The organism is Microbacterium sp., from assembly GCF_035556355.1.
Taxonomy (GTDB): domain Bacteria; phylum Actinomycetota; class Actinomycetes; order Actinomycetales; family Microbacteriaceae; genus Microbacterium.
The window spans coordinates 18533-40974 of record NZ_DATMFG010000007.1 but is presented as its reverse complement, the minus strand read 5'-3'; the positions used below and the strand labels follow the sequence as shown (position 1 = coordinate 40974).

Annotated in this window: 23 protein-coding genes; 16 read left to right on the top strand and 7 right to left on the bottom strand. The window is 70.2% G+C overall.

What is annotated here, in order from left to right; translation table 11 throughout:
- On the bottom strand, nucleotides 1-603 hold a 603-nt coding region (locus VNR19_RS01220), incomplete at its 3' end, for an aldehyde dehydrogenase family protein (protein WP_325723094.1).
- Nucleotides 604-821: 218 nt separating this feature from the next.
- Between VNR19_RS01220 and VNR19_RS01215 the strand changes: the two genes are divergently transcribed.
- The 8 genes from VNR19_RS01215 (at nucleotide 822) to VNR19_RS01180 (ending at nucleotide 9145) form a co-directional block, all read left to right on the top strand.
- On the top strand, nucleotides 822-1700 hold the full coding sequence (locus VNR19_RS01215) for a transketolase (protein WP_325723092.1): 879 nt from the start codon (nucleotides 822-824) through the stop codon (nucleotides 1698-1700).
- On the top strand, nucleotides 1700-2662 hold the full coding sequence (locus VNR19_RS01210) for a transketolase family protein (RefSeq protein WP_325723090.1): 963 nt from the start codon (nucleotides 1700-1702) through the stop codon (nucleotides 2660-2662). The genes VNR19_RS01215 and VNR19_RS01210 overlap by 1 nt, the downstream gene beginning before the upstream one ends.
- Before the next feature lie 26 nt (nucleotides 2663-2688).
- Entirely contained in the window at nucleotides 2689-3753 is a 1065-nt protein-coding gene (locus VNR19_RS01205) for a zinc-dependent alcohol dehydrogenase (RefSeq protein WP_325723088.1), read from the top strand.
- Nucleotides 3750-5279 carry a sugar ABC transporter ATP-binding protein gene (locus VNR19_RS01200; protein WP_325723086.1) on the top strand — a complete coding sequence of 510 codons (1530 nt, stop codon included), beginning with the start codon at nucleotides 3750-3752 and terminating at the stop codon, nucleotides 5277-5279. The genes VNR19_RS01205 and VNR19_RS01200 overlap by 4 nt, the downstream gene beginning before the upstream one ends.
- 1 nt (nucleotide 5280) lies before the next feature.
- Nucleotides 5281-6270: an ABC transporter permease gene (locus VNR19_RS01195; RefSeq protein ID WP_325723084.1), complete on the top strand. Its 990-nt coding sequence runs from the start codon at nucleotides 5281-5283 to the stop codon at nucleotides 6268-6270.
- A gap of 79 nt (nucleotides 6271-6349) precedes the next feature.
- Complete coding sequence (locus VNR19_RS01190) at nucleotides 6350-7345, top strand: sugar ABC transporter substrate-binding protein (protein WP_325723082.1); 996 nt, start codon at nucleotides 6350-6352, stop codon at nucleotides 7343-7345.
- A gap of 88 nt (nucleotides 7346-7433) precedes the next feature.
- A complete protein-coding gene (locus VNR19_RS01185) occupies nucleotides 7434-8216 on the top strand; it encodes an SDR family NAD(P)-dependent oxidoreductase (RefSeq protein WP_325723080.1) in 783 nt (260 codons plus the stop codon).
- 11 nt (nucleotides 8217-8227) lie between these two features.
- Entirely contained in the window at nucleotides 8228-9145 is a 918-nt protein-coding gene (locus VNR19_RS01180; protein WP_325723078.1) for a sugar phosphate isomerase/epimerase family protein, read from the top strand.
- A gap of 28 nt (nucleotides 9146-9173) precedes the next feature.
- Here the strand turns inward: VNR19_RS01180 and VNR19_RS01175 are convergent, their stop codons facing one another.
- Nucleotides 9174-9368, bottom strand: coding sequence for a hypothetical protein (locus VNR19_RS01175; RefSeq protein WP_325723076.1), 195 nt, complete (start codon nucleotides 9366-9368; stop codon nucleotides 9174-9176).
- A 212-nt stretch (nucleotides 9369-9580) separates the two neighbouring features.
- Between VNR19_RS01175 and VNR19_RS01170 the strand changes: the two genes are divergently transcribed.
- The 6 genes from VNR19_RS01170 (at nucleotide 9581) to VNR19_RS01145 (ending at nucleotide 15127) form a co-directional block, all read left to right on the top strand.
- On the top strand, nucleotides 9581-10528 hold the full coding sequence (locus tag VNR19_RS01170; RefSeq protein ID WP_325723074.1) for a MarR family winged helix-turn-helix transcriptional regulator: 948 nt from the start codon (nucleotides 9581-9583) through the stop codon (nucleotides 10526-10528).
- A 179-nt stretch (nucleotides 10529-10707) separates the two neighbouring features.
- Complete coding sequence (locus VNR19_RS01165; protein WP_325723072.1) at nucleotides 10708-11694, top strand: ABC transporter substrate-binding protein; 987 nt, start codon at nucleotides 10708-10710, stop codon at nucleotides 11692-11694.
- Nucleotides 11695-11780: 86 nt separating this feature from the next.
- Entirely contained in the window at nucleotides 11781-12638 is an 858-nt protein-coding gene (locus VNR19_RS01160) for an ABC transporter permease (RefSeq protein WP_325723070.1), read from the top strand.
- Nucleotides 12635-13459: an ABC transporter permease gene (locus VNR19_RS01155; RefSeq protein WP_325033363.1), complete on the top strand. Its 825-nt coding sequence runs from the start codon at nucleotides 12635-12637 to the stop codon at nucleotides 13457-13459. Before VNR19_RS01160 ends, VNR19_RS01155 begins: the two co-directional genes overlap by 4 nt.
- Entirely contained in the window at nucleotides 13452-14279 is an 828-nt protein-coding gene (locus VNR19_RS01150; RefSeq protein WP_325723067.1) for an ABC transporter ATP-binding protein, read from the top strand. The genes VNR19_RS01155 and VNR19_RS01150 overlap by 8 nt, the downstream gene beginning before the upstream one ends.
- Entirely contained in the window at nucleotides 14276-15127 is an 852-nt protein-coding gene (locus VNR19_RS01145; RefSeq protein WP_325723065.1) for a PaaX family transcriptional regulator, read from the top strand. Before VNR19_RS01150 ends, VNR19_RS01145 begins: the two co-directional genes overlap by 4 nt.
- A gap of 21 nt (nucleotides 15128-15148) precedes the next feature.
- Here VNR19_RS01145 and menE read toward each other — a convergent pair whose 3' ends face one another.
- The 4 genes from menE to VNR19_RS01125 form a co-directional block, all read right to left on the bottom strand.
- Nucleotides 15149-16672 (bottom strand): o-succinylbenzoate--CoA ligase, encoded by a 1524-nt coding sequence (gene menE, locus VNR19_RS01140; protein WP_325723063.1) that lies wholly within the window; start codon nucleotides 16670-16672, stop codon nucleotides 15149-15151.
- Nucleotides 16673-16736: 64 nt separating this feature from the next.
- Entirely contained in the window at nucleotides 16737-17186 is a 450-nt protein-coding gene (locus VNR19_RS01135) for a MaoC family dehydratase (protein WP_325723061.1), read from the bottom strand.
- Nucleotides 17187-17223: 37 nt separating this feature from the next.
- The gene (locus VNR19_RS01130) at nucleotides 17224-18111 is read right to left on the bottom strand and encodes an amidohydrolase family protein (RefSeq protein ID WP_325723059.1); all 888 of its coding nucleotides are present in this window, start codon (nucleotides 18109-18111) and stop codon (nucleotides 17224-17226) included.
- Nucleotides 18112-18125: 14 nt separating this feature from the next.
- Nucleotides 18126-19043, bottom strand: coding sequence for an SDR family oxidoreductase (locus tag VNR19_RS01125; RefSeq protein WP_325723057.1), 918 nt, complete (start codon nucleotides 19041-19043; stop codon nucleotides 18126-18128).
- A 90-nt stretch (nucleotides 19044-19133) separates the two neighbouring features.
- Between VNR19_RS01125 and VNR19_RS01120 the strand changes: the two genes are divergently transcribed.
- Nucleotides 19134-19631: a MarR family winged helix-turn-helix transcriptional regulator gene (locus VNR19_RS01120; RefSeq protein WP_325723056.1), complete on the top strand. Its 498-nt coding sequence runs from the start codon at nucleotides 19134-19136 to the stop codon at nucleotides 19629-19631.
- Nucleotides 19632-19822: 191 nt separating this feature from the next.
- Here the strand turns inward: VNR19_RS01120 and VNR19_RS01115 are convergent, their stop codons facing one another.
- Nucleotides 19823-21031 (bottom strand): MFS transporter, encoded by a 1209-nt coding sequence (locus VNR19_RS01115; protein WP_325723055.1) that lies wholly within the window; start codon nucleotides 21029-21031, stop codon nucleotides 19823-19825.
- A 149-nt stretch (nucleotides 21032-21180) separates the two neighbouring features.
- Here VNR19_RS01115 and VNR19_RS01110 point away from each other — a divergent pair, with 149 nt between their 5' ends.
- Nucleotides 21181-22422, top strand: a complete 1242-nt coding sequence (locus VNR19_RS01110) for an MFS transporter (RefSeq protein ID WP_325723053.1) — start codon at nucleotides 21181-21183, stop codon at nucleotides 22420-22422.
- Nucleotides 22423-22442 lie beyond the last annotated feature (20 nt).

The following is a 22442-nucleotide window of genomic DNA, read 5'->3' as shown; positions in this document are numbered from 1 at the left end:
GGCGACGCGCTGCACGACGCGCGCGGTCGCGAGCGGCGTCGTCGGCGGAACCTTCACGATCGCGGTGTTGCCCGCGAGGAGCGCGTGCGGCAGCGATGCCGCGAGGATCGCGATCGGCCAGTTGAACGGCACGATGATCGTGACCACGCCGAGGGGCTGGAAGGCGACCTCGGTGTTGACGGGGATCGCGCCGGGGATGGCCGGGAGCGTCTTCGAGGTCTCGACCTCGTCCTTGAGCGAGAGGGCGAGGTTCCACCGCAGCTCGAACACGAGCGCGTCGACCCAGGCCTCCATGCGGACCTTGCCGTTCTCCTGCGACAGGATGCGGGCGTCCTCGTCACGGTCGTCGGCGATGCCGGCGATCGCATCGGCCATCGCCTTGGCGCGCCCTTCGGCACCCAGCGCCGCCCACGCGGGGTACGCGGCCTTGGCCGCGGCGACCGCATCCGCCACGTCCTGCGGCGACGCCGAAGCCGCCTCGCCGACGATCACACCCGGCTTGCCGGGGTCTGCGACCTTGAGCACTTCGTCGGTGAACCGCTCTTGACCGCCGATGAACAAGCCGGTCCGCACAGCCGTAGCCGTGTCCACTGTCTGCGACATCGAATGCACCTCTCTGTGACGTGAGTCGTGCGGCTCGCCCCAAGCTCGCCGCGTGTAAACAAGTTTAGGTACGTTCCTGTTTACATGTAAAGAAGAGAGTGCTACGTTCCTGATCACATCACCCGCAGAGGTGCGGGAGATCTGGGATCGAAGAGTCGACGAGGACCCGGCGAATGGGGACCTCGGCGACATCGGAGTCATCGACGAGGAGGCAAGCGATGGGCCGGACACCCCTGGCCGGAACCGATCAGCGGCACAGCGTGGAAGAGCTCGAGGATCTCGCCTTCGAGCTGCGGCAGAAGCTGCTGCACCTGTGCGGCACGTACGAGGGCGCGGTTCACATCGGCGGCGATCTGTCGGCCGCCGACATCTTCACCGCGCTGTTCCACTACGGGCTCAATGTGGACCCGAGTGACATCGCGAACCCCGAGCGCGACCGCTTCGTGCTCAGCAAGGGGCACGCCGCGGTGTGCATGTACATCGCGATGGCGATGCGCGGGTTCTTCTCCTACGAGGGCATCGTCGAGACGTACGGTCAGCTCGACAGCGCGTACGGCATGCACCCCTGCAAGGTGCAGCTGCCCGGCGTCGAGTGCTCGACCGGCTCACTCGGCCACGGCCTGCCGCTCGCGGTCGGCATGGCGCTGAGCGCGCGTCACCGCGGCGACGACCATCGCGTCGTGTGCCTGCTGGGCGACGGCGAGACCGGTGAGGGCTCGGTGTGGGAGGCCGTCATGGCCGGCCGCAGCAACCGCCTCGGCAACCTCGTCGCGTTCGTCGACCGCAACCGCCAGCTCATGACGAGCTTCGCCGAGGAGCGGGTCGTCTTCGAGCCGTACCCCGACAAGTGGCGCGCCTTCGGCTGGAACGTCGTCGAGATCGACGGCCACGACATGTCGCAGCTCGTCGCCGCGATCGACGCGCTGCCCGACCCCCACAGCGACACCCCGACGGTCGTGATCGCCGAGACCGTCAAGGGCAAGGGCGTCGACTTCATGGAGCGCAACCTCGCGTGGCACGCGGGGTCGCTCGGTGCCGAAGACCTCGAACGCGCCCTCGCCGCGCTCGCCGCCTCGCGTGAGAAGGAGAACGTCTGATGCCTGTGACCTTCACTTTCGGAGAGATGCTCTCGGCGCGATCCGTCATCGGATCGACGCTCGCCGAACTCGGCGCCGACTACGACAACCTGTGGGTGCTCACCCCCGACATCGGCGCGACGCTCGTGGAGTTCCGCGACACGTACCCCGAGCGGTTCCTCGACGTCGGCCTCGCCGAGCAGGCGTGCGTCGGCATCGCAGCCGGCCTCGCCTACGACGGCAACATCCCCGTCGTCTCAGGCATGCTGCCGTTCCTCTCGATGCGTGCACTCGAGCAGATCCGCACCGACGTCTGCTACCCGAACCTGCCGGTCAAGATCATCGGCACGCACGGCGGCCTCGTCGGCAACGGCGGCTCGACGCACTACGCGGTCGAGGATCTCGCGCTCATGTGCGCCCTGACGAACATGACCGTGACCTCGATCGGCGACCCGCTCATGGTGGGTGAGGTCATCCGCCAGTCGATGACGATGCAGGGCCCGATCTACATCCGCCTCGCGGTCGGCAAGAAGGACATGGTCCTCTACGAGCCGGGCCAGCACGAGGTCCGGATCGGCAAGGGCATCGTCGCCCGAGAGGGCGCGGATGCCACGATCTTCACCCACGGCACGACGGTCGCCCAGGCGCTCCAGGCCGCGGAGGAGGTCGCGAAGGACGGCCGGTCCGTGCGCGTCGTCGACATGTTCACGCTGAAGCCCATCGACGAGGAGCTCATCCTCCGGTGCGCGGAGGAGACCGACGGCCGGTTCGTCGTGCTGGAGGACCACCTCGCGTACGGCGGCCTCGCCTCGCGCATCGCGGACGTGCTCACCGACCGGGGTGTGAGCCTCAAGGCGTTCGAGCGCCTGGGCATCCCGCAGGTCTACGCCGGCTTCGGCGAGGACGAGCAGCTGCGCGACAAGCACGGCTACGGCCTCAAGGACACGATCGCGGCCGCGCGTCGCGTGCTCGCCGCCTCCTGACCGGGCCCGCTCCACCGGAGAGTCGAATGAGAACAGTCGCTGTCACCAAGATCGGGAGCCTGCGCGATCCCGATGAGAGCACGCGCGGCCGCATCGGAGTCGTGGACTTCCCCGAGCAGCCGCTCGGACCCGAGGACGTGCGCATCCGCGTCGCCTACGCCGCGATCTGCGGCTCCGACCCGCACCTGGCCGAGGGATTCTTCGGCACGGACGTGCCGATCGGGCTCGGCCACGAGCTGTCGGGTGTCGTCGAGGCGCTCGGCAAGCGCGCGACGCGCAACGGCCTGCGGGTCGGCGATCGCGTCGCGGGCAACTTCCTGCGCTTCTGCGGCACGTGCCGCCCGTGCCAGGAGGGCAAGCAGCAGTTCTGCGAGAACATCCAGGAGTACAACCGCCCCGGCATGGCCGAGACCGTCACGTGGCACGAGTCGCAGGTGTACAAGCTGCCCGACGACGTGCCGCTCCTGAAGGGCTGCCTGCTCGAGCCGACGTCGGTCGCGGTGCGCATCGCCGACAAGACGAACATCAAGGTCGGCGACCGCGTCGCGATCTGCGGCGGCGGCCCGATCGGCCAGCTCGCGCTGCAGGTGCTCAAGATGCACGGGGCGACATCGCTCACCCTCATCGAGCCGATCGCGGATCGCCGCGAGATGGCGCTGCGCCACGGCGCCGAGCACGTGATCGACCCCGTCGCGGAGGACCAGCAGGCCCGGGCCGACGAGATCACGGGCGGCCGCGGGTACGACGTCGTCGTCGACGCGTCGGGCTCGCCGCGAGCGGTGCGGGGTCTCCTCGACATCGCCGCGAAGGGCGCGACCGTCGTCTACGGGGCGATGTACCCCGAGACGTTCGAGATGCCGCTCAACCTGTCGGACTACCTGTACCTCAAGGAGCTCACGCTCACGGGCGTGTTCGTGTCGCCGTACGCGTTCCCGCGGGCGCTGCAGATCCTGCCGCACCTCGATGTCGACGAGCTGACGCGCGCGGTGTTCCCGCTCGAGAACGCCGTCGAGGCGTTCGAGGCGCACGTCTCGGGGGCGCATCCGAAGGTCGTCATCCGGTGCAACGAGCTCGAGGCGGTGTCGTCGTGACGATCACCGAGGAGGAGCCCCCCGTGGTGGTGCAGGCGCCGCCGGCGCTCGAGGCGGTCGACATCGTCAAGAGCTTCGACGGCGTGCACGCGCTCAAGGGCGTACGGCTGTCGGTGCAGCCCGGGGAGATCCACGCGCTGCTCGGCGAGAACGGCGCGGGAAAGTCGACGCTCATCAAGATCGTCACCGGCCTGTACAGCCCCGACTCGGGCGAGATCCGCCGCGGCGGTGAGACGGTCGAGTTCGCCAACGTGCGCGCGGCGCACCAGGCGGGCGTCGTCGCGCTGTATCAGGAGCTGTCGATCGTGCCCACGATCTCGGTCGCCGAGAACGTGCTGCTCGGCGAACAGCTCCCCAGTCGCGCCGGCATCGTGAACGGTCGCGCGCTGCGCCGCCGGGCGGGCGAGCAGCTCGCGCGCCTGCAGCAGAAGATCCCGCTGCGCAAGCTCGCGGGCGACCTCTCGCCGGTGCAGCAGACGATGGTCGCGGTCGCTCGCGCCCTCGCGACGGATGCCCGCGTGCTCATCCTCGACGAGCCGACGGCGTCGCTCACCGAGACCGAGATCCGCGAAGTGTTCGCCGTGCTGCGCGCGCTGCGCGAGGAGGGCGTCGCGATCGTCTACGTGTCGCACCGTCTCGAGGAGGTCTTCGAGCTGTGCGACCGGCTCACGATCATGCGCAACGGCGAGACCATCGTGACGAAGAACGTCGCCGACACGACGATCGACGAGGTCATCTCGACGATGGTGGGCCGCTCGGCCGACTCGCTGTACCCCGAACGGGGCACCGCGACGAAGGACGTCGTGCTCACGGTGGAGCACCTGAACGGGCGCCGCGTCAAGGACGTCTCGTTCGAGGCGTACGCGGGCGAGGTGCTCGGCATCGGCGGGCTCGCCGGGTCGGGGCGCAGCGAGCTGCTGCGGATCCTCGCCGGCGCGCAGGGCCACAAGGGCGGCACGATCACGGTGGGCGGTGTCCCGTTGCGGCGTCGCTCGGCGGTGGGGCGGATGCTCGACGCGGGCGTCGCGCTCGTCCCCGAGGAGCGCCGCAGCCAGGGTGTGCTGCTGGGCACGTCGATCCAGGACAACATCGCGCTCGCGAACCTCGGCGCTGTGAGCCGTGCCGGGGTCGTCTCCGGTCGGCAGATCGCGCAGATGGCCAAGCGCGGCATGGCCGACCTGCAGATCAAGGCGCGCGGCCCGAAGCAATCGGTCGGCGAGCTCTCGGGCGGCAACCAGCAGAAGGTCGTGCTCGCCAAGATGCTCGCTCGCCGACCCAAGGTCCTGCTCATGGACGAGCCGACCCGGGGCATCGACGTCGGCACGAAGGCCGAGATCTACCGCCTGATCCGCGAGCTCGCGGCACAGGGCACAGCCGTCATCGCGGTCAGCTCCGAGCTGCCCGAGCTCATCGGAATGAGCGACCGCATCCTCATCATGCACGAGGGCTCGATCTCAGGGGAGGTCGCCGCCGAGGGCGCCGACGACGAGATCCTCCTCTCCTACGCCTACGGAAGGTCGGAGTGACATGACCACTCAGAAGGAATCGACCACCACCACCGCCGTCGTGGTCCAGCAGTCGAAGGCGGCAGGCCGCCTGCTCATCAGCGGCGGCACAGTGGTCGCACTGATCCTGCTCATCCTGTTCTTCTTCTTGATGCGGCCCGACACGTTCCTGTCGTTCGTGAACGTGCGCAACATCCTGTACCAGATCTCGATCCTCGCGATCATCGCGGGCGCGCAGACGATCGTCATGGTGCTCGGCGACTTCGACCTGTCGGTGGGTGCGACGTCGAGCCTCGCGGGCGCGGTCACATCCGTCCTCCTCCTGCAGGAGAACGGGCTCGGCGTGGCTCTCCTCGCGGGTCTCGCGGTCGGGCTCATCGTGGGCCTGGTCAACGGCATCCTGATCGCGTATCTCAAGATGTCGGCATTCGTCGCGACGCTCGCGACGATGACATCGGTCATCGGCCTCGGGTATCTCGTGACCGGGGGCACGACGGTGTTCGGCATGCCCGCGGAGTTCAACCAGCTCGGCCAGGGCCGGTTCCTGAACATCCCGCTGCCCGTGTATTTCGCGGTCGCGATCTCGGTGCTCATCTGGGCGGGACTGCGGTTCACGACGGTCGGGCGTCGCTGGTACGCGATCGGCGGCAACGTCGAGGTGGCGCGCCTCTCGGGCGTCAACGTGCGGTTCGCGCGACTGCTCGCGTTCACGCTCGCCGGCATCATCTCGGCGATCGGCGGCATCCTGCTCGCGGCACGCCTCGGCAGCGCCGCCGCCGAGCAGGGCGGCGACAACACGCTGTTCTCGGTCGCCGCGGTGTTCCTCGGCATGACCGTGGTCCGCTCGGGCGCGGCGAACCTCGTCGGCACGATGATCGGCGTCGCGATCATCGGCGTCATGAGCAACGGCCTGAACATCCTGGGCGTCAACGCCTACGTGCAGCAGGTCGTCACCGGTCTCATCATCATCGCGGCGGTCACCCTGTCGTCGCTCAAGACGCGGGAGACATAGCGATCTCCCTCGGGCCGCGCGGCGATCCCGCAGGCCACCCAATCCCTCAACGCAAGCGCAATCACAAAGGAGTAGACACGTGCGTAAGAAGTTCAAGATCGCGGGGGCTCTCGTCGCCGCGGCCGCCCTGGCACTGACCGGATGCTCGAGCTCGGGCGGCTCCGGAGGCTCCGGCGGAGGCGACGACGACGGCACCTTCAAGGTCATCGCGTTCACGTCGGGCAACCAGACGCCGGTCGGCGCGTGGTGGGTCAAGGCGGTCACCGAGAAGGCCGAGGAGCTCGGCTGGGACCTCACGATGATCCAGGGCGACTTCGACTTCCAGAAGATGAACCCGGCGGTCGAGAGCGCGATCGGCCAGGGCGCCGACGTCATCCTCGACGGCTACACGGATGTCTCGTCGATCGCCTCGATCGTCACCGCGGCGAAGGACGCCGAGATCCCGATCTTCGCGATGGACGCGGGCACCGAGGAGACGGACGCGTTCGTCACCAACATCACGACCGACCAGCAGGCGATCGTCGACAAGACCGTCGAGGGCATCGGCGACGCGATCGGCGGCCTCGAGGGCAAGACCGTCATGGTCATCGGGCACGACCCGCACGCCGGCATCCGCTACCGCTCGCGCCTCGCGATCGAGGCGTTCGAGGCGGCGGGCGCGACCATCGCGGGCGGTGAGATCCAGCAGGTGACCAGCCCCGCGTCGGGTCGCACCGAGGCGCTCAACTTCGTCGCCGACTACCTGTCGGCCAACCCCGGCGGCCTCGACGCCGTGTGGGCAGGCTGGGACGACGCCGCGCTCGGCGCCGCACAGGCTCTCGCGGAGGACGAGTCGACCGCCGTCGTGACGGGCGTCGACGCCCTCGCCGAGACGATCGCGGCGATCGAGGCGGGCGGCAACATGCTCGCGACGATCGAGCAGCCGTGGCCGACCGTGCTCGACATGCTCGTCGAGGACGTCGAGCGGTACCGCGAGACCGGCGAGCTGCCCTCGAAGCGCTTCGTCGCCGTCGACGTCACGCTCGTGACGAAGGAGAACGCGGCTGACATCACCCCGTCGGACAAGCTCGGCTGACCGGGCTCCGACACGCGGGGGCGGATGCCGCGGCATCCGCCCCCGCCCCATCAACGCAGTCACCCCAACGCAGAGAGAAGAGGAACCCATGCGCCTGGAAGGCAAAGTCGCGCTCATCACGGGAGGCGCGAGCGGAATCGGTCTCGCGACCGTTCGGAAGTTCGTGCGCGAAGGCGCGAAGGTCATGATCGCCGACATCAACCTCGAGCAGGCGGAGGCCGCCGCATCCGAGATCTCGCGTGAGGGCTTCGAGGGCGCCGTCGCCGCGGTCCGGGTCGACGTGTCGAAGTACGCCGAGGTCGAGGCCGCCGTCGCGCGCGCCGTCGAGGTGTTCGGCAAGCTCGACGTCATCTTCAACAACGCGGGCATCGCGGGCGGCCGTCCGCTGCTCGAGCACGATCCGGCCAAGGACTACGAGCCGATCATCAACATCGACCAGCACGGGGTGTACTACGGCATCCTCGCGGCGGGTCGTCAGTTCCGCGACCAGGGCACCGGCGGGGTGATCATCTCGACGTCGTCGATCTACGGCGAGCAGGCCGCCGAGCTGTCGTTCACGTACAGCGCCGCGAAGGCCGCCGTCATCTCGTTCACGCGCTCGGCCGCGTACGAGCTCGCGGAGTACGGCATCCGCGCCGTCGCGATCACACCCGGCCGCGTCGCGACCCCGATCATCAACCAGTTCAGCGACGAGCTGAAGGCCACCTTCGCGGCCGAGCAGCTGCGCAACAAGCTCACCGAGCCCGAGGAGATCGCGAACGTCGTCGCGTTCCTCGCGTCGGACGAGGCCAACGTCATCAACGGCACGGTGGTCAGCGTCGACGACGGCTACTCGGTGTTCAAGCAGCGCCTCGACCTGCCGGTGTTCTGATCGGAGGCACCGTGAACCTCGATCTCGAGCTGCAACTCGACATCGCCTTCCATGTGAGCGCGGTCGTCGCCGACCCGACGCCCGAGGCGCTCGCCGCGGTGCTGCCGCGGCTGCGCGAGGCGGGATACCGGCGGGCGGTCCTGCCGCCGCTGGATCCTGCGGCGACGGATGCGGCGGCCCTGCGCCGTGCGTTCGAGGAGGCCGACATCGCGCCGATCGCGATGACGGGACAGGCTCCGGGTGCAGATGTGTCTTCGGCCGATGAGGCGGAGCGCCGCGAGGGTGCCGCGGCGCTCCGCGCGGCCGTGGACTTCGCGGCCGCGCTCGGCGCGGACCAGCTGAACGGCGTGCCGTACGGACTGTTCGGACCGCCCGGCGCGCCGACGCCGCGCGACGCTCTCGAGCGGGCCGCCCGCGAAGTGGGCGCGGTCGCCGACGAGGCATCCGATCGCGGCATCACGATGACGTTCGAGGTGCTCAACCGCTACGAGACGTCCGCGATCAACACCGCCGCGCAGGCGCTCGAGTTCGTCGAGCTGAGCGGGTCGCGCAGCCTCGGGATCCACCTCGACACGTACCACATGGCGATCGAGGAGGCCGACATGGCGGCGGCCATCCGCGACGCGCTTCCGCGCCTCGCGTACCTCGAGCTGGGGCAGTCGGGCCGCGGGTTGCTCAGCACCGGCGTCGTCGACATCCCCAAGGTCGTGCAGCAGACGCTCGACGAGGGCTACACCGGCCGGTGGGGCGTCGAGGCGTTCTCGCGACCGCTCGTCGGCGACGGCGCGGGCGACATGCTCGCGATCTGGCGCGCGCCGTACGACGACGGCGTCGAGCTCGCAGCCGACGCGGTGCGGGTCATCCGCAGGGGATGGGCCGAGAGCGCGGCCGGGCGGCGCGCGCAGCGGCTCGCGCGCAGCGGCGCCTGAATCCGGAGCGCGTGGGCGCCGGCGCCGATCAGCGCGGTCGGCGCCGGCGGCTCACGCCGCTCTGGTTCTGGATCGCGCTCGCCGTGATCGGCGTCGCGAGGGCCGCCGACACGCACAGGATGCCGGCCACGAAGACGAGGCCCTGGAAAGCCTCCAGATTGAAGGACAGCCCGAACAGGTACATCCCGCCGAGGAACAGGACCGCATACAAGGCAAACAGCACAGCGCCACCTCCTGGTTGACTGCCACCATACGCGGAACCGCGCGTTTTCTCGCTCCCGTCTCCCGCCCCGGGGGACTGCGCGACGACTCGGATCGCGAGACGTGTCAGTATTCCTGCAAGAAAATGCGGGCAGCGATCCGGCCTGACTGGGCAGGACGGGTCCGTCCGAGTCGCCGCAGTCGGGTGACCGCGATGGAGGGGGTGGGCGTCCTGTGTCCCTGACGGACGAGGAACGCGAGCAGGGTGAGGCGCGGTCGCGGATGCTGCGACTCCACACCTCGCCCGGTCACCTCATCCGGCGCGCGCACCAGGTGCACACCGCGCTGTGGACCGAGGAGTTCGACGGTGAGGTGACGGGGCCTCAGTACGCACTGCTGAGCGTGCTCGCATCCGGATCGATGGATCAGCGCTCCGCCGGCCAGAGCGCGTCGCTCGACAAGTCGACCGCCGCGGACGTCGTCGCGCGGCTCGCGCGCCACGGGTGGCTCGCGCGCCGACGCGACGCGGGCGACCGGAGGCGCTACCTGCTGTCGCTCACGACGCCCGCGCGCTCCGCGCTGCGCCACATCACGCCGCGCGTGGCGGCGGTGCAGCGGCGGTTCCTGGAGCCGCTCTCGCCCGACGAGTCCGCATGGTTCTCGGCGGTGCTCGCACGTGTCGCATTCCGCGGAGAGCCGCCCGCCGTTCCGGAGGATGCGGATGCGTCGTTCGTGCTTCTGCCGGCGACGGCGCCCGGGCACCTCCTGCGCCGCAGCGAGCAGCTGCAGGGCGTGTACTGGGCGCAGCACGTCGGCTCCCTGCTCACGTCGCCGCAGTACGCCCTCCTGACGGCCGTCGCGTGGAACGACGACATCGACCAGAGCACGGCCGGCGAGTTGGCCTCGCTCGACAAGTCGAGCACGACGGACGTCATCGCGCGCCTCGCGCGCCGGGGGCTGGTCACCGCCCGACCCGATCCGCGCGATCGCAGACGCAAGCTCATCGACCTCACGGCGGAGGCGCGTGAGGTCGTCGAGCGCGTCGCGGTCGCGGCGGAGCTCGTGCAGCGCGACCTGCTCGCTCCGCTGCGCGCCGACGAGGTGACGCGCTTCGTCTCGCTGCTCGAGGTGCTCGCCTATCGGCGTCCGCTGCTGCGGGCGGAGCATCCGTTATCCGATTGAGAAGGATCCGTTATTCAACTGATCTGTGACGAGCGTCAAGAAAATCTTGACAATCCTTCTCGACGCGACCCATGATGTGAGCACCGACACAGCGACGTGCGATCAACAGGCGATGGGTGCCCGAGCCCGCGGCGTCGCCCCCGTCGGTCCTGCCCACACTGCTCACGAGAGGCTTGTCAATGAAGAAAGCTCTTGCCGCCATCGCGCTCGGCGCGGCGGCCGTCCTCACACTCAGCGGATGCACCGACTCCGCCGCACCTTCCGCCACTTCGACCGCGACCGAAGACGCCGCCGGCGGCGAGCTCACGACCGTCCGCGTCGCGGCGCTTCCGATCGCCGAGACCGGGGCCCTGTGGGCCGCGATGGACGAGGGGATCTTCGAGGCGCACGGCCTCGAGATCGAGGTCGTCCCCGCGCAGGGCGGAGCGAACGCGATCCCGGCGCTGCTCAGCGGCGACATCCAGTTCGCGATCGGCCAGCCCTTCGGCCCGATCCGCGCCGACCTCCAGGACCTCGGCGTCGTGATCGTCGGCAACTACGCCAACAGCCTCGCCGAGGGCACCGACGTGAACGCGGTCGTCGCGCTCGGCGACTCGGGCATCACGCGTCCGGCCGACCTCGCCGGCAAGAAGGTCTCGGTCAACACGCTCGGCGCGGCCGGCGACCTCACGATCCGCAAGGCCGTGCAGGACGACGGCGGCGACCCCTCGACGATCGAGTTCGTCGAGGTCGCGTTCCCCGACGTCCCCGCGCAGCTCGAGGCGGGCACGATGGACGCCGCGTGGGCGCCCGACCCGTTCCGCGCCATGATCGTGGGCGGCGGCGGCGTCTCGGTGGTCTCGCCGTACCAGGCGACCATCCCGGGCCTCACCGTGCTCACGAACATCACGACGCAGGAGCTCCTCGACTCCGACCCCGACCTCGTCGCCGCGTACGCCGCCGCGATGTCGGAGGCGCTCGAGTGGGCCGCGAACAACGAGGCCGCGGTGCGCACCGCGATCGCCACGAACCTCGAGATCCCCGAGGAGGCCGCGGCGGGCATCACGCTGCCCGAGTTCACGTGGGACCTCGCCGGTGCCGGCATCGAAGAGCTGGGCGCGCTCGCCGTCGAGTTCGAGTACATCGAGGGCGAGCCCGACTACAGCCGCCTGATCCAGCAGCAGTAGGAACGGCCTGAGGAGGGGCGGATGCCTCGGCCGAGGCATCCGCCCCTCCCTTCCGTTCCCGCCCCCGCACCACCGATCGGATCACCGTGACCGCCACCGCCGACGCCCCCGTCATCGCCACGCCGGCGACCCCCCGCGGCTCGAGCAACTTCCGCCGTCAGCGCCGCCTGCGCACGCTGCGGAAAGTCGTGCTCGGACTCGCCGGCATCGCCGGGTTCCTCGTGACGTGGCAGCTGCTCCCGACCCTGGGAGTCGTCAACGCGGCGTACTTCCCGACCGCGACCGACACGATCGCGCAGCTGCTCGCGCTGTTCCGTGACCTCGAGTTCTGGCGCAACGTCGGTCGCACGCTCACGTCGTGGGCGCTGGGCCTGCTCATCGCGACGGTGCTCGCCGTCGTGCTCGGTACGATCATCGGGCTCGTGCCGTTCCTGCGGCGGGCGACGCACACGACGGTGGAGTTCCTGCGCCCGATCCCGTCGGTCGCGCTCATCCCGCTCGCGATCCTCATGTTCGGCTACCAGCTGCAGGCCGCGCTGCTGATCATCGTGTTCGCGAGCTTCTGGCAGGTGTTCATCCAGGTGCTCTACGGCGTCGCAGACGTCGACGCCGTGGCGCGCGACACCGCACGCAGCTACGGTCTCTCGCGCGGCGCGCAGGTCGTGAGCGTCGTGTTCCCGACCGCGCTGCCGTACCTCATGACCGGCCTCCGGCTCGCGGCGACCGTCGCGCTGATCCTCGCGATCACCGCCGAGATGTTCATGTCGGTCCCGGGGCTCGGCCGCGCGATCATGATCGCCCGCGAGTCCGGCCAGTGGACCACCGTCTACGCGCTGGTGATCGTCACCGGCGTGCTCGGCCTGCTCGTGAACATCGGGTTCCGCGCGATCGAGCGCCGCTCGCTCGCGTGGCACCAGTCGGTGCGAGGGGAGGAGGTCCTGTGACCCTCTACACGAGCACCGTCGTCACGCCCCGCAAGCCGTCGCGCGTGTGGGCGAAGATCGGCGAGAACACCGCCTACGCGCTCGGGCTGCCCATCCTCCTGCTCGTCATCTGGGGCATCTGGTCGTCGATCTCGCCGGCACCGTTCTTCCCCAGTCCGCTCGTCATCGCCGAGGCGTTCGTCGAGACGTGGATCGGGCCGGCGTTCGTCAACGACGTGCTGCCGAGCCTGGGGCGCCTCGCGATCAGCATCGTCCTCGCGGTCGTGCTCGGCATCGCGGCCGGCACGGTCATCGGCCTCGTGCGGTGGCTGCGAGAGCTGCTCGAGCCGATCTTCGAGTTCTTCCGGGCGGTGCCGCCCCCCGTGCTCATCCCGATCGTGGCGGTGCTCGTCGGGGCGAACGACACCATGAAGGTCGTCGTCATGGTCACGGGTGCCATCTGGCCAGTCCTGCTCAACACCATCGAGGGTGTCCGCTCGACGGACTCCGTCATGACCGAGACCGCGCAGTCGTTCGCGATCACGCGCTCCGAGCGCCTCCGCTTCCTCGTGCTGCCGGCGGCGAGCCCGCGCATCATGACCGGCGTGCGCCAGTGCCTGTCGATCGCGCTGATCCTCATGGTGATCTCGGAGATGTTCTTCTCGTCGTCGGGCCTGGGCTATCAGATCGTGTTCTTCCAGCGGAACTATCTGATCGCCCAGATGTGGAGCGGCATCGTGCTGCTCGGTCTGATCGGCGTGCTGCTCGCGGTGATCTTCGGATTCGTCGAGCGACGTGTCCTTCGCTGGTACCACGGAGTCAAGGAGGTGGAGCGTGCCTGAATCGCGTTCCGCGGCGCAGCCGCTTCTCACTGTCGAGCACCTGCGCAAGGTCTACGAGTCCTCGACGGGCAGCGTCGAGGCGATCGGCGACATCAGCTTCCAGATGAACGCGGGCGAGCTCGTGGTCATCGTCGGCCCTTCCGGATGCGGCAAGACGACGCTCCTCAAGTGCATCGCCGGCCTCCTGCGGCCGACGTCGGGTGTCGTCGAGCTCGAGGGCAAGCGCGTCACGGGGCCGCCGCCGAACATGGCCCTCGTCTTCCAGGAGTACGGCCGCAGTCTGTACCCGTGGCTCACCGTGCGGGGCAATGTCGACCTGCCGCTCAAGCACAAGAAGCTCTCCCGCGCCGAGCGCGACCGGCTCATCGACGACGCGCTCGTCGCGGTGGGCCTCGACCACGCGGCGAAGAGCTATCCGTGGCAGCTCTCCGGCGGCATGCAGCAGCGCGTCGCGATCGCGCGCGCCGTCGCGTACGAGCCCGAGGTGCTCATCATGGACGAGCCGTTCGCGGCCGTCGACGCGCAGACGCGCGCCGACCTCGAGGACCTCGTGCGCACGCTCCACCGGGAGCGGGGTATGTCGATCCTCTTCGTGACGCACGACATCGACGAGTCGGTCTACCTCGGCGAGCGGGTCGTGGTGCTCTCGAAGTCCCCGACGTGGGTGCAGGAGGACCTCTCGATCGATCTGCCCGCCGATCGCGACCAGCTCGTGACGCGGGCTCTGCCGCGGTTCACAGAGCTGCGCACGCACGTGTACGAGCAGATCCAGCGGGCCAAGCGCGGCGAGGCCGTTCGACCGGGAGCCACTGCGGCGTGACCCAGACGGCGGCGACGGCGGTTCTCGGCGAGACGGTCGCCGAGAACTCCGTCCTGACGCGCAAGCCGCGCCAGCTGCTGCTCGCGTTCTTCGGCGAATACGTGTGCGACCGCTACTTCGAGCCGCTGCGCGCGAGCGTGCTGCTGTCGGTGCTCGAGGGTGCGGGCGTCGCGGCATCCGCTGTGCGCACCAACCTCGACCGCATGGTCGCGAGCGGTCTGCTCGAACGCCACCGCCTCGGGCGGGAGATCGGGTTCCAGCTCACCGCCCACGGCAGCGAGGTGCTGCGCGAAGCGGCCCGCCGCGTGAACGGGCCGTCGCCGTTCGATCCGCAGGGCGACGGCTGGACGCTCGTGACGTTCACCGTTCCCGAGGACGTGCGCACGCTGCGCCACCGCCTGCGCGCCGCGCTCACGTGGTCGGGCTTCTCGGTGCTGCGCGACGGACTGTGGATCGCGCCCGGCGCGGTCGACCTCGCGAGCGCGCTCGATGCGATCATCCCCGAGCTTCCGCCGGGCTCGGTCAACGCATTCGCCGCCTCGGAGCTCGACGGATTCCCGATGGACGAGACGGTCCGCACGGTGTGGGATATCCCGCGCATCCGCAGCGCGCACGACGAGTTCCTCGCCCACTGGGGGCGTGAGGACGCGGGATCCGATCTGCCTCCCCTCACGGCGCGCACCGTGCTCGTGGCCGACTGGCTCGCGCTGCTGCGCGCCGATCCGCGGCTTCCGCGTCAATACATGGACGACGACTGGCCGGCCGACCGCTCCGCCGAGCTGTTCACACGACGGCACCGCGAGTTCGCGTTCCCGGCCGTCCGCGACTTCGCGAGCCTCGTCGCCTGAAGCCGCGCACGACCGGTCGGCTCAGCGTGCGAATCGCGCCCGCAGGTCGGCCTTGCGCACCTTGCCCGATGCGGTGCGCGGGAGCTCGTCGACGACAACGACGTTGCGGGGGAGCTTGTAGCGCGCGAGCTTCCCGTCGAGGAACTCGCGGACCTGCTCGGTCGTCACGGTCACCCCGTCCCGCACAGTCACGATCGCCCACGGCACTTCGCCCCAGCGCTCGTCGGGCACACCGATCACGGCGACGCCCGTGATGCCCTCGATGTCGCTGATCACGTTCTCGACCTCGGCGGGGTAGATGTTCTCGCCGCCGGAGATGATCATGTCCTTCAGCCGGTCGGCGATGTACAGGTATCCGTCGGGGTCGAGGTACCCGAGGTCGCCCGAGCGGAACCACCCGTCGGCCGTGAAGGCCTCGGCCGTGGCATCCGGGAGCCCGTGATAGCCCGCGAAGACGTTGGGCCCCGAGATCTCGATCTCGCCGACCGTGCCGCGCGGCACCATCGCGCCGTGCTCATCGGCGATCCGCACGTCGGTGAAGAAGTGCGGCAGGCCGACGCTGCCCTGCTTCTTGCGGGTCATGTCGGGGGAGAGTGCGGTCGCGCCGGGGGAGGTCTCGGTCATGCCGTAGCCCTGCGAGAACGACATGCCGCGCTCCTCGTAGGCGTTGAGGATGCGCGTCGGCACAGCCGACCCGCCGCACGTCAGCTTCTTGAGGCTGCTGAGGTCGGTCGTGGCCCAGTTCGGGTGGTCGGCCATCATCTGGTACGTCGTCGGAACGCCGCTGAGCATCGTGACGCCGTGGCGCTCGATGAGCTCGAGCGCCCGTCCCGGCTCGAATCCCCGCTCGAGCACGATCGTGGCGCCCTTGAGGATGACGGGCAGCGCGCCCATGCCGAGCGAGGCCACGTGGAACAGCGGCGAGATCATGAGCGCGACGTCGGTCGAGACGACGTCGTAGTCGACGATGCAGTTGAGCGAGACCCATGTGAGGTTCGCGTGGGTCAGGATCGCGCCCTTCGCGCGGCCGGTCGTTCCCGACGTGTAGACGATCGCTGCGGGGTCGTCCAGCGCGACCTCGGCGTCGGCGTGGCCGGCGGTCGTCGTGCGCACGATGTGCGCGAGCCCCGGACGCTCGGGAGTCCCCTCACCCGTCTCGATCACATGCGGAACCTCGTGCTGGGCGAGAGCCTGCTCGATGCGCGGTGCGAGCTCGGCGTCGTGGATGAGGACGCGGGAGCCGGAGTCGCCGAGCACGTGCGCGATCTCGGGCGGGGCGAGGCGTGTGTTGACCGGCACGAACACCGCGCCGAGCTGCACCGCGCCGAACAGCACCTGGAGGAACTCGGGGGAGTTCTCACCCAGGTAGGCGACGCGGTCGCCCTTGCGGATGCCGCGATGCCACAGCAGCGCCGACACGCGGTCCGCGGCGTCGGCGAGCTGCCGGTAGGTCATGGTCGACCCGTCGCCGTAGATGAGCGCGGTCTTGTCGGGCGACTTCAGTCGCCGCTTGGCCATCCACGAGCCCAGTCCGTGGTTGTGCATCGTCTCCTCTCCTTCGAGGGGGTGGTGCGGGCGGGGTGCGGGGTCTTGTGCGCGAGCGCGCGCGTCAGGCGTAGAAGCGGTAGAGGCCGCGCGCCACGACGGCGGGCTTGGAGCCGCCCTCGATCTCGATCGTCTGGTCGACCGCGAACTGGTAGCCGCCGGGCACCTCGGTGACCTCGGCGATGACGGCGTTCATGCGCACGCGGTCGCCGACCTTGACCGGCGACACGAACCGCACCTTGTCGAGCCCGTAGTTGACCTTCGTGGTCACGCCCTCGAGGTCGAAGAGCTCCGACCAGAACTTCACGGTGAGCGACAGCGACAGGAAGCCGTGCGCGATCGGGGCTCCGAACGGTCCGTCCTTCGCGCGCTCGGGGTCGACGTGGATCCACTGGTGGTCGTCGGTCGCGTCGGCGAACGTGTTCACCCGCTCCTGCGTGACCTCGAGCCACTCCGACCACCCGAGGTCGGTTCCGGCGAGGCTCGGAGCATCGGCATAGGCGGCGGTGGTCATGATCTCTCCTTCTTCAGAGGGTGGCGGATGCCGCGGCTCACGTGGCGAGGCCGAGGAGTCGAGCCGCGTTGTCCTTGAGGATGTCGGGGATGACCTCGGGCTTGAAGAGCTCGGCCGCGTCGGCGTCGCGCCGCCAGCGGTCGGGCGTGAGCAGCGGGAAGTCCGAGCCGAACAGGACGCGCTTCTTGAGGTAGGAGTTCGCGGCCCGCACGAGCGACTCGGGGAAGTACTTGGGACTCCAGCCCGACAGGTCGATCCACGTGTTGTGCTTGTGCGTCGCGACCGAGATCGCCTCGTCCTGCCACGGGACCGACGGATGCGCCATCACGATCTGCAGACCGGGGAAATCGGCGGCGACGCCGTCGAGCAGCATGGGGTTCGACAGTCCGAGGCGAAGTCCGCGGCCGCCCGGGAGGCCCGCGCCGATGCCGGTCTGGCCGGTGTGGAACAGCGCGATGACCCCCGCCTCCTGCAGCGCCTCGTAGAGCGGGTGGTACGCGGAGTCGCTCGGGTCGAAGCCCTGCACGGTCGGGTGGAACTTGAAGCCGCGCACGCCGTGGTCGTCGACGAGCCGTCGCACGCGGTCCACGGCGTCGACCCGGCGCGGGTCGACCGACCCGAACGGGATGAGCACGTCGTTGTTGCGCGCCGCGCCCTCGGCGATCTCCTTGCTGCTCAGCGGCGGCTGGCCGAGCTGCGTCTCGGCGTCGACCGTGAACACGACGGCGGCCGTGCGGCGCTCGCGGTAATACTCCGCGATGCTGTCCAGGTCGGGCCGGGGCCCGTCGGTCGAGAAGTACTTCGACGCTGCCTCGACGAGGTCGTCGGGAAGCGAGGCGTGCCCGTGGGCGTCGACCTCGATGTGCACGTGGACGTCGATCGCGTCGATCGCATCGAGGTCGATCGCGGGCTCGTAGCGGGTCATGGCGGCGCGGGGTGTCAGCGCTGCAGCTCTTCGGGCAGCGGCGGGAACTTCTCGCCGACGCTCTGGAGCTTCTCGCCCATGAGCGCGGGGAACTGGGCCTCGAGGTCCGCGTACGACCAGCCGCCCTCGTGGTATGCCGTGACGACGGGCTCGGGGTGCGACCACAGCTGCAGACGGTCGCCGCCGATGCCGATGGCCTGACCGGTGACGGATGCCGCGGCATCCGACCCCAGGTAGGCGATGAGCCCGGCAACATCGTCGGCCGTGCCGAACCCGAGGTCGTGGCGGAAGAACGCCGGCATCGGCTCGCCCTTCTCATCGGCCTCGACGGCGGCGGCGAAGTAGGGGACGGTCGCGGTCATCGCGGTCGCGGCGACGGGGATGACGGCGTTCGCGGTGATGCCCGCCTTCTTGAGTTCGAGCGCCCACGTGCGGACCATGCCGACGATGCCCGCCTTCGCGGCGGCGTAGTTCGTCTGGCCGAAGTTGCCGCGCTGGCCGGTGGGGGAGCCGATGCAGATGATGCGGCCAGGGATCTCGTTCGCGCGCATGTAGGTCGCGGCCTCGCGCGCGCACGTGAACGTGCCGCGCAGGTGCACGTTGATGACCGTGTCGAAGTCGTCGTCGCTCATCTTCCACAGCACGGTGTCGCGCAGGACCCCGGCGTTCGTGACGAGGATGTCGAGGCGGCCGTATGTGTCGACCGCGGTCTGCACGAGCTTCTTGGCGGTCTCGGTGGGCCCGACCGGCGCGACGACGGCGACGGCACGCCCGCCGTCGGCTTCGATCGCGGCGACCGCATCGGCGGCGATCGACTCATCGACGTCGTTCACGACGACGGCCGCACCCTGCCGCGCGAGCTCACGGGCGTAGGCGAGACCGAGGCCCCGGCCCGAGCCCGTCACGATTGCGACTTTGCCTTCGAGTGACATGCATGCTCCTTCGCGTCCGCTCACATGAAATCCCGAATCGTTGAAAATGTCAATGTTTGAGTTCGTCCAAAGGGCGGCTAGCATGCCTCCATGCGGAACACGTCCCCGTCGTCACCGGCCGCGCGCCCGGCAGAAGGCATCGATCGTCTGTGGGGCACGTCCGTCGGTGAGGACACCGCGTTCCTGCTCGCCCGCGCGAACGCGATCACGCTCGCGGCCGCGAGCTCCGCCGTCGGCGAGTTCGGGCTCAAGGTGCGCTCGTACTCCGTCCTCGCCCTCGCGGTGAGCGGCGAGCGCCCGAACCAGCGCGAGCTCTCCGAGTTCCTGCGCCTCGACCCGAGCCAGATCGTCGCACTCATCGACGAGCTCGAGAAGCGCGGACTCGTGCGACGCGAGCCCGACGCGGGCGACCGCCGCGTGAACGTCGTCGTCGCGACCGACGAGGGCCGCGAGGTCTACGCGGGTGCACGCGAGGCGACCGAGCGCGCCGAGGCGGAGTGCTTCAGCGCGCTCGACGACGAGGACCGCGATCGACTCAAGACGATCCTGCGGACGTTGGCCGCCGCTCCCGGCGCGTCGGCCGGCTGAGCGCCGCGCCCGCCCGGGCAGGCGCCGTGTGCCGGCGCCCCTGTCTGCGCTCGCGCTGTCGTTTGCGGCATCCGCGCCCTCTCCGCGTGCCCGCGGATGCGGGTTTCGACAGCGCGAACCAGGAAGCAGGGGGTTGGGCGCAGGGAGCGCGACGTGCGGGGGCGGCGACGGGACGGCGGCGCGCGAGCGGGTCAGCGCTTCTCGAGCACGAACCGCTCGCGACCCGCGAAGATGCCGACGACCGACAGTGTCGCGATGACGGCGAGCAGCAGCGCGAGCGGGGCGGTCCAGCCGCCCGTCAGGCTGTGGAGACCGCCGAACACGACCGGGCCGAACGCCGCGACGAGGTAGCCCACCGACTGCGACATGCCCGACAGGGCGGATGACGCGTCGTGGTCCCGCGCCCGCTGGGCGACGAGCGTCATCGCCATCGCGAGCGACGCGCCGCCGAACAGACCCAGGGTCGCGCCCCAGAAGGGCACGCCGGCCGGAGCGAGCATGAGCCCGAGTCCGCCGATGAGCCCGATGATCGGGATGAGCGCCGGCACCGCGCGCTTGATGCGGCCGCGATAGACGAACGGAAGCAGGAGCGATCCTGCGATCGAGAAGAGCTGGTAGACCATGACGTCGATGCCCGCGACGACCTCGGAGCGCCCGGTCGACATGGAGATCGCGGCCAACCACGTGACGAGCATGTAGAACGTCGCCGACTGCAGGCCCATGAACGCTGCGACGAGCCACGCGACGCGGTCGGTCCAGATGCCCGTGCGGCCGTGGTGCTCCGGTGACCGCGTGTAGCGGTGGTGCTCGCCGCGGTGCGCCCACCACCACGCGACGATAGCGAAGGGCAGCAGCGCGCCGCCCGAGATGAGCAGGGCGAAGCGCCAGCCCGCGGGGTCGCCGTCGATCGGGATGAGCGAGATCGGCACGGCGACGCCGGACGCGATCGCGCCGAACCCGCCCAGCAGAGCCGTGTAGACGGACGTCATCGCCGCCACGTGCCCGGGGAACTCGCGCTTGACGACGGCGGGCATGAGCACGTTGACGATCGCGAGCGCCATGCCGATGAGCGCCGTTCCCAGCCACAGGCTCACGATCGGCCCGGGGATCGAGCGCACGAGGGTGCCGACGAGCAGCACCACGAGCGACCACGAGAGCGTGCGCGGCTGCCCGTACCGTCGGCTGAGCGTGTGGGCGATCGGCGAGAAGAGGGCCCACGCCACGAGGGGCACCGCCGCGAGAGCGCCGAGAGCGGCGACCGACATTCCGGTGTCGGCGCCGATCTGGTCGATGAGCGGCCCCAGCGCCGTGATCGTCGGGCGCATGTTCGCGGCGACGAGGCACACCGCCGCGATCAGCAGCACGATGCTGGTGCGGCGCTCTGCGGCGGTGTCGGTCACGAGCGGCGACCCTAGTCGACGCATCCGCCATCGCCAACACGCGGTCTCGCCCAGCGGCTGAAGCGCACCGTCGGGACGCGGCGGGCGGCGGTCACCCAACGGGACGCGCGTGCGCGATCCCGGCGCACGGGTTGTACCGTGGCCCGGTGATGTCCGACCGATCCGCCCGCTGGCGCCGCCGCGGCAGCACCCCGTACTTCGTGCTGCTCGTGGCGGTCATCGCGCTCACGGCGGCCGTGCTGCGCGCGCCGTTCCTGGCGGTGGCGCCGGTCGCGCGCGAGATCGGCATCGACCTCGGGGTCTCCGCCGCGGTCGTGGGCCTGCTCACGAGCATCCCGGTGCTGTGCTTCGCCCTCTTCGCGCCCGCCGCGGTCGCGCTCGTGCGGCGGGGCGGCGCGGACTTCGCGCTCACCGTCATGCTCATCGGCACGATCGCCGGATGCCTCCTGCGGGTGTCCGGCGGGATCGCGCTCGCCCTCATCGGCACCGCGCTCATGGGCGTGTTCCTCACCGTCGGGAACATCGTCATCCCGGTGATCATCAGCCGCGAGTTCACCGCGCGGCGCGCGCACACGATGACCGGCATCTACACGTCGGCGCTCAACGTCGGCACGATGACCGTGACCCTCGCGACCGCGCCGCTGGCCGACGTGATCGGCTGGCGGTGGGCGCTCGCGTCGTGGGCGTGCTTCGCCGTCGCCGCGCTCGCGTGCTGGATCCCCCTGCGGGGGCTGCGCGGGGCGTTCGCGCCTCGGCCCGCCGCATCCGCCATCTCGGGCACCGCTCGCGGGTCGGCGTGGCGACACCGCCCGACGCTCCTGCTCGCGGCGGCCTTCGCCGGCCAGGCGTTCGCGTTCTACGGCGTGACCGCGTGGCTTCCGACGCTGCTCGCGGACGAGGGGTTCTCGGGCGCCGCCGCCGGGGCGATCGCGTCGATCTTCCAGGTCGCGGGAATCGCGGGAAGCCTCCTCATCCCGGTGCTCACGATGCGCGCGTCGCTCGCCGCCGGGTTCCTCGCCGCGGGCATCGGGTGGCTCGTCGTGCCGCTCGGGTTCCTGTTCGCACCCGCCGGATGGCTCGTGTGGACGTCCATCGGCGGCGTCGCGCAGGGCGCCGGCATCACGGTCGTGTTCATCGCGTTCGGCGTGCTCGGCCCCGACGTGCACACCACGGCCGGGCGCTCCGGGCTCGTGCAGGCCGTCGGCTACGGGGTCTCCGCCGCCGGTCCGCTCGCGCTCGGCGGACTGCACGAGATCACCGGCTCCTGGACCGTGCCCCTCGTGATCGTGCTCGTCGCGGTCGTCGTGCTGCTCGTGTGCGGCACGCTGTCGGCACGGATGCTGCAGACCGAGATCGCCGCGCGGTCGGGCGCCGCCGCAGCAGAGTCCTGAGCGTCGCGCAGCGCGCCAGG